Here is a 9,937-nt window from a genome sequence, read left to right as displayed (position 1 = left end):
GCTGTGTGGCGCTGTCGCCGTCCTACTTCTAACGTGCCGACAGAGAACCCCACTATCCACAGTTTTTGCGAACCGACTTTAGAAGCACCCAAGGACAGTAAACCGACGCTGATAATTAAACTACCCCAAAATGACCACTTGGCACAGGTGTACATCTGCAAGTGTTGGTGGAGTTGGGAGGGGTGTAATTCGCTCATATTCCCAATAACACCCCCAACAGAATCAAGCCAACGCGGATTAACAAAATGGCTTTGATTTGGGGTATCGCTTGGTATAGGTAACAAGTCCAAGCTCCGGCGAAGACTAATACTCCCAGGACTGCCAACCGAATAAAACCGGGAATGGGTAGGATTACCCAGCAGCTACTTAGCAAGCAGGGAATGGATACACAGGCGACTGTATCTAGTGCCAAGTCTGGGAGATTACCCGGCAGTGCTAGAGCATCTGCCCAGCCTTGCTTAAATTGCTCTACTTTTGATGGCTGGGGGGTGGGGACTGGGGAATAACCCCGTTCGCTCGGTATCTCGACTACGATTTTTTGCTCATCTGCCATACTGTACCTCGATTTTTAAGTAGGTAGGGCGATTAGTTTGCTCCTTGCACAGCGCTGCAACTCCAATAATTAGGGACAAGATTGTGAGAAAAACAATTAATAATTGATTCATGTTTTGTACCTGATGCCCCCAGCGATGGGGGCTTTTGGCTAGTCGTTTACCATGTCTAAGATGGTGTTGAAGTTGTAAATCGAGTTTTCGATTTCTCCCGGTTCGGGTGTGGGCATCGGCTCAAAGGTGGCGCTAACAGCTTCTTGGATTTCGGTTTCGCAGGCTGCTTGCAGGTCGAAATCGAGTTCTCTAGCTGCCTGGATTGCTTGCTGGGCGTACCAGTCATCAGGAATTTGCATCGCCCTGTCCTGCCCAATAGTGCTGTATTGCCTTATCAATAAACTCTTGGTCTACAGGAGTTCGCCCCAAGTTGGGCAATTTAGCGTCATCGCTGGCAACGACTCGTGATGCTACTTCTGCCACATCTTTGGGGACGTTTGCACTCAGGAGAACATCGAGGGAGGTTTTATAAAGTTGCTGGTTAAATTCCGGCATTGTCACCCCCTAAGAGTTTCGCGGCTGCATTCAATACTGTCTTTTGCTGTTCAGGGGTGAGGTTGTCGTTGCCGCTACAGGGGATTACCTCCATATGTGTGCCGGCACGGTAGAGGGCATTGTTTTTCAAAGCCTCGTCGTTTGTGGACTGGGCTTGGCGAATGTAACGCTGGACGTAGGATTTCTTGATGTCTTCTGGCATAATTAGTTTGGTTTCCTCGCGAAGCTAATGCTACGAAATCGGGCGATCGCACTTCTTGGCAGTCGGCGTTCGCCTATCAAAAATCTGCTTTGTTGGCGGTAGTTGAGTTGAAGCTGGTTACTAACCAGACTTGCTGCGTGTTACGAATCCTTGGCTCGAATTCAATAGGCTGACGGGTGTCGAGGCAAATAGCCCGTCCATCATTCAATTTGACATGCAGGTTCTTGCCGCTTTTAGAACGGGAGAACAGTTGACCGGGTTGAAGGGTTGCCCAGGTAAGGGGGGACTTTCCAACAACATACTCTGCTTGATGTCCGTCAAAGCCCTCTGCTAGTGGGTCAACAGCGAGGGACTTCCACTGCTTCTTCCTTCCCTTTAGGCTGTTAGTGGGAGTTATTCGACCGTTGGTAGTGGCTTTGTCGGTTGTTTGTTGATCGCTCATAGTGGTTCTGTAGATGGGGTATAGTGGCTCTCAAGAGAACTTACAGGTTAATTGGTTTTGTCGCTGAAGTCTTGCACCGTATGGACTTCAGCGTTTTTGTTGTTTAGCGCTGCGCTCTCACCGGGGCAAATGTTTGGGGTGTAAGAGATGAAGTAAGTCCATATTGCTTGTGCTTGCTCACCTCTAAATTTGATGGGGTCTTCTTCGCCTCGCAGATAAATCCAAACTCTGTTACTGTCCAACTTGTGGACGTAGTTGACGTTATTCACGTTGAGGATTAGGTCATCGCCAACCTGAATAAATTTGTTAGGCATTAATACTAGTTGAGTGTTTTCGTTCATGAGTCTTGCTTGGTTTCGCTGTATTCTGGTTTGCTCAAAGCTGCAATTAAAGCGTCAGCGGCTTTAACTGCACGAGTTACCTGCAACTCGTAAGTTGTGTTGTTGGCGTTCGCCAAGAATCCCTGCAACGCCATTGCTGCAAAGAACTCACGTTTGGTCAAGCCGTCTTGAGTCAGTTGCTCGTATTGATTCCAGGCAATGGGAAAGGCTTGATTACTGCCAATTGTCATAAGCTGTTTACTCCTTAATTAAGTACTGCGATCACCTTTAGTCTTCTCTCATCTCCCTGACGTTGATGTTGATCTGGGCTTGAGTTTCTGGGGTGTAATGTCTGGCGATGTATTCTTGAGTAGCTTGCAAGTCCTTTGAGTCTGGCGTTGGGTCGCCATCTGCTACTGGGTTTACCCACCATTCAAAGAATTCTGGGTCATCTTTCTTAGAGATGCTTTGCGGCATTGCGATAAATCTCCTTATTCATTTATTTGTTGCGATCGCTTTCTGTTTACTTGCTACTCCTCACCTGGGTTCAACACTTCACTGTCAAACTCGAAATCGAAGTAGCGGCGTACTTCTGGGTTATTGCGGTTGGGATAATCTGCGCTTTCTGACTTCATAGACACAGCGTTGACGAATCCCGCAATCAGTCGCAGAAATCTTGAGAAGGCTTTTACGTCTTTGGTGTCTCCCTCAATGCGAAGTTTGATTTTCCCCATTGTTCGGCGGTTGGTGGTTTTCGGTTGTCGCCCCTAGCAGGTCTTTGGGCTTGCAGGCTGCTATCTCTGCATGGTTTGGGGTGTCAGTTGTCAGTGGTCAGTTGTCAGTCACTCAGCGCTGGCAGGTCTTTCTTTGCCTCAGTGGCGGTAGGCTGCCATCTCTACTTGGTTGGCACAGCTTGACTCAAGGGCTTGCAAAAATAATACTACCCCGGTACAACTATAAATATAATAGTACCGGGGTTAAATGTAAACAAAGTGCAGGGGTACAATCAAGGAGTAGTGCATGGGTACAATTGATGAGAAAACCGCTACACGGTCAGAGAAAAAAGGATCTAACTTTGACGCTTACTCCGGAGGGAGTAGAAATGCTCGACGCGAAAGCGAAAGCTCTGGGAATAAGCAAAAGCGAGATGATAGAACGCATAGCGAGAGAGCAAGTGTCCTCGCCCCTGGAGCATCAGTTACTGGGGGAATGTTGCGCCAACTGATTGCCGATTATCGCGATCAGCTGGCAGCTAAGAAAGAAGAACTTAGAAAGCTTGAAGAGGAAATCCAACGTACTAACGATGAGGCGGAAAAGATTCAATCCAGAATACAAGAATTTGAATCACTTCAAATTCAGTTAGAAGAACAAAACAATGAAGAATAAAGCCGTCTACCTTCATGGGCAGACGGCTTTATTTGTGAGCAGTTCTAACCGCCGCGACTAAGGTAGCCGCACTGGCTCATCAGAAGGCAATTCTGACTCAGGTATGAATTCTACGTGATAACTGACAACTAACTTTAGCTTGCCTTTTTGCCAGTTTTCACCAGGACAGAGAACTTGAGCATTAACACCTGAATTAGTCCAAAGGGTGTAATTTGGGACATTTGCTTCAATGGTTTTCTTGATCTGTCCATCCATCTGTTCAAATTTGCACACAGCAAGGCTGACAAAGCTATATTCCTTGCTCATGCTAATGACCTCATCACCTTTCAAAATCACTACGTCACTCATTTTATTTCTCTCTTGATTACACAAAATGGCGGATAGAGCGCCAACTCGATCCGCCTTTCCTAAGTTTTCCCTTTGATGACCGCCTAGAGTTCAGTTCCTAACGTGATGCGACACCGAATCTTTAATACTGAAAACCATCCATGAAACAAGACTTAAAAAACATTTGCTTTCATCCATGAAAACGCAAATTGACTGACATCAAGGAGAAGCGTAAGCCCCTGACCACCAACAACTGACTAATGACTCATGACCGAACAAAAACCAGAACAGCTACCTGATGCGGCAGAAGAATATCAGCCAAAGCCACCAGACTGGATTAACTTCCAGCATCCCGGCTTCCCCAAATACTTTTACATCGCCATCATCGATGAGAACGGGCAAGTAAAAAGCTGGTGGCAGCGCCTCCCGGAACACCTTCGACCCTCTCCTCCTTTGCGAAGCGATCGCCACTGACCAATGACAAAAAAATCTCGACAAAACGAAACTTACAAATACTTGAGGAGCCTGCCACCAGAGAACGACCCCTGGCGGTTAAACACGATCAACCTAATAGCTGACGAAGTTGAGAGGTTGCAGCGAACATCTGGCTGTTCCCTCAAATACAGAGATTATCTTGAAGCAACCTACAAAACAAGGCATTACTGCATTCTCAATAACACTCAGCTAAAAGAATTTAGAAAGCTTCTCAAGTCCCTCACAGTAGAGCAACTAATAAATGCCGACAAGAATGGCATCTGGCTGAAAACTCGTCCACGAACCACCAACAACTAACCACTGACTTATGACTAAGCAAAAAATCCAAGACCCTCTATTTCAGCTTTGTAAGCCATCTCTACTCGACTTGACCGCATTACTAGCTAAATCCCTAAAACACCATGAGGAACCTATGCACGAACTAGTAGGGCCAGAAACAAAAATTCCCGTTGAAGTGCTTGACAAGATGAACGAACTTACCGAGAGCGAAAAATCAGCAGTCCTGGTGGAGATTGCCAACTGGATTGACTCAGCATCCAGACCAGCCAAGTGAATGAAATGCGATCGCCATTAAATAACAAACATGGACAAACCAATTAAGAAAACCGAAGTATTCCGCGCCGGACAAGTTGAAGAACACGAGATTGGGCTGACGTTTGAAGAGATTGAATGTCCTACCTGTGATGGAGGCGGTGAAGTCACAGAAGAGTGGGAGGGCATCGAATCTACCGATGTTTGCTACGACTGCCACGGCTCCGGAGTGTTCTACGTGCGAATTTAGATGACGCGATCGCCGCTAATTCCTAACAGTAATTAACCAGTCAATAAACACTCAAAAAAAAGAACCCCAGTAACAAGCTGGAGAACTAAAAAAAAAGGACTTATATGAATAAAAACTTGTTCAACAGACCACTAGGAGCAGTCATGTTCACTAATAATTCTAACATTAATCGGAGGGTAGAACAATGATTTTAACTACTCTTCATGATGTTGATACTATTGCTTCTCATCACTGGAATGAATTTAAATCTAGTGCAATTTCTGATACATTAATCAACCGAAATTTTAAAACAATTCATGATTCTAGAGAGATAGATAGAATCTTGAATCGCAATACTAAAAATCGCCGCAAGCACTCTGACAGTCTCGTTCCAGCGTGGTGTGTTTCCGGAATTGATCCTCTAACAGGTGAAAACACCTTAGAAGGCGTACAGGTAAAACCAGATACAGCACCAATCGATAAAAGAGGTAAACCTCAAAAGTATCTAGGGGCAACTGGAGCTAATACCGCACCATTATTTTTAAACACAGGTATTGAGTACTTTTGGAAGAGAATCCAAGAAGATAAAAGTCAGCCCATCATCATTACCGAGGGAGCCAAGAAAGCAGCCGCGGGGCTAACCTTGGGCATTCCAACTATTAGTATCCCCGGTGTTAGTACTTGTAGAAAATTTGGACGGTTACATTACTGGCTAGAAGCTTACGCAGGTTTCGGGCGAACATTCTATCTCTGTTTTGATGCCGATATACTTGAAAAACGACCAGTTCAAAACGCTTTACTATCTTTAGCTCGTGACTTATCAGCCACAGGTTCAAAGGTAATGATTGTAACCTTACCATCCATTGACCTGAAAGGGATGGATGATTTTATCGCTGCCAAGGGTGGCGATGAATTCAGAAAATTAGTTGAGGAGGCTCTCACCATAGAAGAGTGGAAGAAAGAGCTAGACGACAAACAAAAAACTCAAGAATTTGACTTTGATGAGGAAGAAAATAAATCTAAGCTCTACCGTGCCTACAAAATTATCAAGCAAGGGTGGGGTGACTCTATTCGATTAAATTTATTGAAAAAATACATCGAAAGAGATGATTCCAGAATAGATTCAGACCACTTGAAATTCTACATTTCTAGAGAGTTTGGCATCGATATTTCAAAGGAAGATGCACACTTAATAGTTACGGTCATAGCAAAAGAGAATGCTTACAGTCCTGTAGTTGAATACCTTGATTCGCTGGCAGCCAGAAACCCCAATCCAGATTTGTCAATTCTGGATAATTTAGCCTTCAAGTACTTTGGCACAGATGACCCACTTCACAATACATACATTAGGAAAGCACTCATCGCCGCAGTCGCCAGGGCTAGGCGACCAGGATGTAAGGCTGACGATGCCTGTATTCTCATTGGCGCACAAGGATTGAGGAAAAGCACCTTTTGGCGAGAGTTATTTGGTGCGGACTGGTTCACCGACGAACTCAGCGACAGCAACGAGAAGGACGAATTAATGAAATTGCATCAATTTTGGGGTTTAGAACTGCCCGAAATTGAGCATATTTACAAAAGGAAGGATGTCGGCTCCATCAAAAAATTCCTGAGCAGTAGCACAGATGCTTTTCGCTACCCTTACGAGCGAGAAATTAAAGAACATCCTAGGGCTTGCATCCTGGTTGGAACCTCCAACGAACAAGAACTTCTTCACGACCCTACAGGCAACCGCCGATTTTGGATTATTCCAGTTAACCAAATAATTCCTGTTGAGCAACTGATTCGAGAACGAGATTTGATTTGGGCAGCTGCAAACCACCTTTATCAAATGGGCCACATCTGGCACTTAACTCACGCCGAGTATGCCCTGCAAACAGAAGCCAACAAGGAATACCAGTCCTCAGACCCGTGGGAAGAAAGGATTTTGTCCTTCGTTCAGAACAAACAGGGGATAACAACTCACGACATTCTTCTTAATGGGTTGCAAATAGAAACAGGCCGCCAGGACAAGCTCGCAGAGAGGAGAGTATCCGCAATCCTAAGACAAGAAGGCTGGTATCAACAAAGAAAAAGGGTCAACGGTTATCCTTTACGTGTTTGGTTCAAAAAACTCTCAAAAGTTGAGAAAATATCTGGATCATCTGGATCATCTGGATCAGTCCTTATACAGCAAGTCTTTGAGGGTGATCCAGATACTAAAAAACATCTGGATCATCTGGATCAGTGTGAGCAAGTTGAGTTGTTTCAAATAGCACACGAGGATGCTGATCCAGATGATCCAGATACTAAAAAACATCTGGATCAGCCAGAACCCTTACACAGCAAGCTTGATCCAGATGATCCAGATGATCCAGATGTTTTGCCCAACTTTTCTGAAAATAATTTTGTGCAAGCTGAGAGCGATCGCCCCACTCCACCACTTCCTGTCAGCTTTAGATGCGAACCATGTCCAGTAACCAACAGGCTGATGCCTGCTGGATTTGTGAGCACAGTTGACAACGAAGAAGTAGTGTTTGAGCCTTCTCACTTTAAACGTGGTTGTAAAACACTGAAATTTACCCTTCACATAAAAGGACGAAAATTTGAATGTGCTATTGAATGGCCGCCTATTAATAAAGAGCAGCTGATTGTTGAGGTGGAGGCACTAGCAAGAAAATTCATCAAGCGATATTTCTGATGACTAAAAACTTAGTTCGCGCTCAATGCCCCCGCTGCTGCGGGTGGCAGACTTACCGCAACGGCTACAATCTCCGTGCCAACCGTGAGAAGGTACGGCGATGGTACTGCCAGGATTGCGATCGCACTTTCCAAGAGTCAAACGTCGCCAAACCGCCACCGTTTAGGTTTACTAGGTTTTGATAAAAATGCGATCGCCAGACACAACCTCTCTTGGGCGATCACTAATTTGATTACAATGCCATTTCAGGGTATTCGCCCTAGGCGGTTTTGTCCTGCCGATGATTTTTAAAGATTTGAATAAATTAATACCCTGACAGCTTCAGTACAGCTACTCAGGTTATCAAGACAACTTTTTGTATTACTTCCGGTTTAACCGTGCCAGAAGGTAAAACAGGTATACTTTTGATTCGCTCTTTCAGAAGTATTCCTGTAATTCGGTCGTAGCAATGTTTTGCCCTTGTAAAGCTACTTCGTCTTTTACATAAAAGTAGAACATTTACTGATTTTTGATTCCCGGATAAAACGGATTTATTCACTTCACGAAAAATTCTTTTTATGTCTCAGCCAGGATTTACTGATTTGTTTGGAACAGATACAACTTTTTCAGGAACTCCAAAAGTTTTATCAATTCCGCTAACCGCATTACCCGCTCTAACAAGTGCGAATCCTACAGCATTAGAAATCTACGGGGCGATTGTGCAAATGGCTCACGCTTGGATAACTGCCAATACAGATGCTTCAGTAATGGCTACAAGTGATTTAACAATATCTTCTCCAATAACTCGAAATGGAATTGCTAAAACTCAATTCCAGTATTCAGAGCGGTTCTATGGACCTTATACCGCACCAACATTTGACCCGAACACTGTTTAAGGTTGATTAAAAAATATGACTACTAAATGTTGGCGTTTCAGCGGCAAAGGATTTGATAACAATTCCTACGAATTTTTTGCATGTGGAGAAGTTGCAGAATTTCGTAGTGCTGGCAACGGTGGAGTTTGGTTATTTATTGATGGTGGCAACGTTGCAGGAACGGGATATTACTATCAGCCGAGTACCGCAGTTGTTACCGCTGTTGCCGATGAAACCCCTACCTCTGGTTACACTAGCGGTGGCAGTTGTGCAACGTGTCGCGCTGATAAATACGATTGTTTAAATGGGCAATGTGTGCCCAAAACTACTTACAATACCCCAGGTTTATACGCCAGCTTGTCAGATTGTCAAGCTGTATGTGCGAATGGTGGTGCTTGCGCTGAGGGAAAAAAATGCGTCGATCCAACAACATTTTGCCCTGATGGATTTGTCTGCATTGAAAAATCTGAATACACCAGCATTGAGGGCTTGGTTGCAAAAATTAGTAGTGAGGTTTGCTAGTGTCTAGTGCTGGGCAATCACTCATTAATTCACTATCAAATATTAGTGGTTGCTCTGGGCATCAATGCGATTGCTGCAACCAGTTGCAATCAAAGATTGATAATTTACAAGCACAAATCAATTTAATTAATCAGCGAATCACCACAGACGAACTTCATGACGCAGAGCAAGATAGCAGAATTGAATATTTAGAAGCCAAAATCATTGGTTTGGTGATTGCGGATTTAGTGGCGGGACTAGTGGCGCTTGCATTGCCGGAACTTTTAGCTCTTGCCGGCCCAGCAATTCAGGGAATAATCGGCTCTATACTTCCCGCTGCAATTGCTACAGCGATTGCAGCAGGAATCAAAGAACTCACAGAATTTTTAGGAGTTGCAGTTGAAGAAATAGGCAGTGTCAAAAGCGTAGCTAAAACAGAAGTAGAAACTCTAGGAAGTGTCACTAAAACAGAAGTTAAGACTATAGGAAGTACTACTAAAACGGAAGTAGAAACTCTAGGAAGTGTCACTAAAACAGAAGTTGAGACTATAGGAAGTACTACCAAAGCTGACATTGAAACTATAGCTAACACCTCTAAAACTGAAATCAAAGACATAAGTAATGCTTCTAAAACTGAAGTTAGAGAAGTGGCTGATTCCGTCAAAACTGAGGTTAGAGAAGTAGCTGATTCAGCTAAAACCGAAGTCAAAGGAGCCGTTGAATCAGCAAAAACTGAAGTAAGAGAAGTAGCTGATTCCGTCAAAACTGAGGTTAAAGAAGTAGCTGATTCGGCTAAAACCGAAGTTAAGGAAGTTGCTGATTCCGTCAAAACTGAGGTTAAAGAAGTAGCTGATTCGGCTAAAACCGAAG

General features: G+C 44.3%; 21 protein-coding genes. 11 read left to right on the top strand and 10 right to left on the bottom strand.

All coding sequences use genetic code 11. The annotated features are described in order from the left end of the window. The 9 genes from I8752_RS29290 to I8752_RS29250 form a co-directional block, all read right to left on the bottom strand. Positions 1-197, bottom strand: a 197-nt coding sequence (locus I8752_RS29290) for a hypothetical protein (RefSeq protein WP_214435729.1), incomplete at its 3' end; no start/stop codon positions are given. Next, positions 194-553: a hypothetical protein gene (locus tag I8752_RS29285; protein ID WP_214435728.1), complete on the bottom strand. Its 360-nt coding sequence runs from the start codon at positions 551-553 to the stop codon at positions 194-196. The genes I8752_RS29290 and I8752_RS29285, both read right to left, overlap by 4 nt. Positions 554-703: 150 nt before the next feature. Beyond that, a complete protein-coding gene (locus I8752_RS29280; RefSeq protein WP_214435727.1) occupies positions 704-904 on the bottom strand; it encodes a hypothetical protein in 201 nt (66 codons plus the stop codon). Further along, entirely contained in the window at positions 891-1,100 is a 210-nt protein-coding gene (locus I8752_RS29275; protein ID WP_214435726.1) for a hypothetical protein, read from the bottom strand. The genes I8752_RS29280 and I8752_RS29275 overlap by 14 nt, the downstream gene beginning before the upstream one ends. Beyond that, positions 1,087-1,302, bottom strand: a complete 216-nt coding sequence (locus I8752_RS29270; protein ID WP_214435725.1) for a hypothetical protein — start codon at positions 1,300-1,302, stop codon at positions 1,087-1,089. Before I8752_RS29270 ends, I8752_RS29275 begins: the two co-directional genes overlap by 14 nt. A gap of 76 nt (positions 1,303-1,378) precedes the next feature. Beyond that, positions 1,379-1,744 (bottom strand): hypothetical protein, encoded by a 366-nt coding sequence (locus I8752_RS29265; protein ID WP_214435724.1) that lies wholly within the window; start codon positions 1,742-1,744, stop codon positions 1,379-1,381. A 47-nt stretch (positions 1,745-1,791) separates the two neighbouring features. Then, positions 1,792-2,085, bottom strand: coding sequence for a hypothetical protein (locus I8752_RS29260; RefSeq protein ID WP_214435723.1), 294 nt, complete (start codon positions 2,083-2,085; stop codon positions 1,792-1,794). Further along, positions 2,082-2,315 carry a hypothetical protein gene (locus I8752_RS29255; RefSeq protein WP_214435722.1) on the bottom strand — a complete coding sequence of 78 codons (234 nt, stop codon included), beginning with the start codon at positions 2,313-2,315 and terminating at the stop codon, positions 2,082-2,084. The genes I8752_RS29260 and I8752_RS29255 overlap by 4 nt, the downstream gene beginning before the upstream one ends. Positions 2,316-2,352: 37 nt before the next feature. After that, positions 2,353-2,541: a hypothetical protein gene (locus I8752_RS29250; protein WP_214435721.1), complete on the bottom strand. Its 189-nt coding sequence runs from the start codon at positions 2,539-2,541 to the stop codon at positions 2,353-2,355. A gap of 556 nt (positions 2,542-3,097) precedes the next feature. On the opposite strand from I8752_RS29250, the gene I8752_RS38875 reads away from it, so the two are divergent. Together I8752_RS38875 and I8752_RS38870 are read left to right on the top strand one after the other, a co-directional pair. After that, positions 3,098-3,289 (top strand): ribbon-helix-helix domain-containing protein, encoded by a 192-nt coding sequence (locus I8752_RS38875; protein WP_225895982.1) that lies wholly within the window; start codon positions 3,098-3,100, stop codon positions 3,287-3,289. Continuing rightward, complete coding sequence (locus tag I8752_RS38870; protein ID WP_214435719.1) at positions 3,274-3,450, top strand: hypothetical protein; 177 nt, start codon at positions 3,274-3,276, stop codon at positions 3,448-3,450. The genes I8752_RS38875 and I8752_RS38870 overlap by 16 nt, the downstream gene beginning before the upstream one ends. A gap of 57 nt (positions 3,451-3,507) precedes the next feature. On the opposite strand, the gene I8752_RS29235 is transcribed toward I8752_RS38870, so the two are convergent. Then, the gene (locus I8752_RS29235) at positions 3,508-3,798 is read right to left on the bottom strand and encodes a KGK domain-containing protein (protein WP_214435718.1); all 291 of its coding nucleotides are present in this window, start codon (positions 3,796-3,798) and stop codon (positions 3,508-3,510) included. A 246-nt stretch (positions 3,799-4,044) separates the two neighbouring features. On the opposite strand from I8752_RS29235, the gene I8752_RS29230 reads away from it, so the two are divergent. From I8752_RS29230 to I8752_RS29190, 9 genes are all read left to right on the top strand, one after another. Next, the gene (locus I8752_RS29230) at positions 4,045-4,251 is read left to right on the top strand and encodes a hypothetical protein (RefSeq protein ID WP_214435717.1); all 207 of its coding nucleotides are present in this window, start codon (positions 4,045-4,047) and stop codon (positions 4,249-4,251) included. Positions 4,252-4,254: 3 nt separating this feature from the next. After that, the gene (locus I8752_RS29225; RefSeq protein ID WP_214435716.1) at positions 4,255-4,569 is read left to right on the top strand and encodes a hypothetical protein; all 315 of its coding nucleotides are present in this window, start codon (positions 4,255-4,257) and stop codon (positions 4,567-4,569) included. A gap of 10 nt (positions 4,570-4,579) precedes the next feature. Beyond that, positions 4,580-4,825, top strand: a complete 246-nt coding sequence (locus tag I8752_RS29220) for a hypothetical protein (protein ID WP_214435715.1) — start codon at positions 4,580-4,582, stop codon at positions 4,823-4,825. A 30-nt stretch (positions 4,826-4,855) separates the two neighbouring features. Continuing rightward, positions 4,856-5,053, top strand: coding sequence for a hypothetical protein (locus tag I8752_RS29215; protein WP_214435714.1), 198 nt, complete (start codon positions 4,856-4,858; stop codon positions 5,051-5,053). A gap of 184 nt (positions 5,054-5,237) precedes the next feature. Further along, positions 5,238-7,712, top strand: coding sequence for a VapE domain-containing protein (locus I8752_RS29210; RefSeq protein WP_214435713.1), 2,475 nt, complete (start codon positions 5,238-5,240; stop codon positions 7,710-7,712). 75 nt (positions 7,713-7,787) lie between these two features. Next, a complete protein-coding gene (locus I8752_RS29205) occupies positions 7,788-8,003 on the top strand; it encodes a hypothetical protein (protein WP_214435712.1) in 216 nt (71 codons plus the stop codon). A gap of 266 nt (positions 8,004-8,269) precedes the next feature. After that, entirely contained in the window at positions 8,270-8,587 is a 318-nt protein-coding gene (locus I8752_RS29200) for a hypothetical protein (protein ID WP_214435711.1), read from the top strand. A gap of 15 nt (positions 8,588-8,602) precedes the next feature. Further along, a complete protein-coding gene (locus I8752_RS29195; protein WP_214435710.1) occupies positions 8,603-9,088 on the top strand; it encodes a hypothetical protein in 486 nt (161 codons plus the stop codon). Beyond that, on the top strand, positions 9,088-9,937 hold an 850-nt coding region (locus I8752_RS29190; RefSeq protein ID WP_214435709.1), incomplete at its 3' end, for a hypothetical protein. The genes I8752_RS29195 and I8752_RS29190, both read left to right, overlap by 1 nt.

The sequence above is a fragment of the Dendronalium phyllosphericum CENA369 genome, assembly GCF_016056275.1.
In the GTDB taxonomy this organism is placed as follows: Bacteria; Cyanobacteriota; Cyanobacteriia; order Cyanobacteriales; family Nostocaceae; genus Dendronalium; species Dendronalium phyllosphericum.
Note: the sequence above shows the minus strand (reverse complement) of the source record. Positions and strands in the feature narration are given on the sequence as shown.

Excerpts from the sequence above, each read along its gene's own strand:
- I8752_RS29285 (WP_214435728.1), bottom strand. The coding sequence starts at position 553 with ATGGCAGATGAGCAAAAAATCGTAGTCGAGATACCGAGCGAACGGGGT.
- I8752_RS29280 (WP_214435727.1), bottom strand. The coding sequence starts at position 904 with ATGCAAATTCCTGATGACTGGTACGCCCAGCAAGCAATCCAGGCAGCT.
- I8752_RS29275 (WP_214435726.1), bottom strand. The coding sequence starts at position 1,100 with ATGCCGGAATTTAACCAGCAACTTTATAAAACCTCCCTCGATGTTCTC.
- I8752_RS29270 (WP_214435725.1), bottom strand. The coding sequence starts at position 1,302 with ATGCCAGAAGACATCAAGAAATCCTACGTCCAGCGTTACATTCGCCAA.
- I8752_RS29265 (WP_214435724.1), bottom strand. The coding sequence starts at position 1,744 with ATGAGCGATCAACAAACAACCGACAAAGCCACTACCAACGGTCGAATA.
- I8752_RS29260 (WP_214435723.1), bottom strand. The coding sequence starts at position 2,085 with ATGAACGAAAACACTCAACTAGTATTAATGCCTAACAAATTTATTCAG.
- I8752_RS29255 (WP_214435722.1), bottom strand. The coding sequence starts at position 2,315 with ATGACAATTGGCAGTAATCAAGCCTTTCCCATTGCCTGGAATCAATAC.
- I8752_RS29250 (WP_214435721.1), bottom strand. The coding sequence starts at position 2,541 with ATGCCGCAAAGCATCTCTAAGAAAGATGACCCAGAATTCTTTGAATGG.
- I8752_RS38875 (WP_225895982.1), top strand. The coding sequence starts at position 3,098 with ATGAGAAAACCGCTACACGGTCAGAGAAAAAAGGATCTAACTTTGACG.
- I8752_RS38870 (WP_214435719.1), top strand. The coding sequence starts at position 3,274 with ATGTTGCGCCAACTGATTGCCGATTATCGCGATCAGCTGGCAGCTAAG.
- I8752_RS29235 (WP_214435718.1), bottom strand. The coding sequence starts at position 3,798 with ATGAGTGACGTAGTGATTTTGAAAGGTGATGAGGTCATTAGCATGAGC.
- I8752_RS29230 (WP_214435717.1), top strand. The coding sequence starts at position 4,045 with ATGACCGAACAAAAACCAGAACAGCTACCTGATGCGGCAGAAGAATAT.
- I8752_RS29225 (WP_214435716.1), top strand. The coding sequence starts at position 4,255 with ATGACAAAAAAATCTCGACAAAACGAAACTTACAAATACTTGAGGAGC.
- I8752_RS29220 (WP_214435715.1), top strand. The coding sequence starts at position 4,580 with ATGACTAAGCAAAAAATCCAAGACCCTCTATTTCAGCTTTGTAAGCCA.
- I8752_RS29215 (WP_214435714.1), top strand. The coding sequence starts at position 4,856 with ATGGACAAACCAATTAAGAAAACCGAAGTATTCCGCGCCGGACAAGTT.
- I8752_RS29210 (WP_214435713.1), top strand. The coding sequence starts at position 5,238 with ATGATTTTAACTACTCTTCATGATGTTGATACTATTGCTTCTCATCAC.
- I8752_RS29200 (WP_214435711.1), top strand. The coding sequence starts at position 8,270 with ATGTCTCAGCCAGGATTTACTGATTTGTTTGGAACAGATACAACTTTT.
- I8752_RS29195 (WP_214435710.1), top strand. The coding sequence starts at position 8,603 with ATGACTACTAAATGTTGGCGTTTCAGCGGCAAAGGATTTGATAACAAT.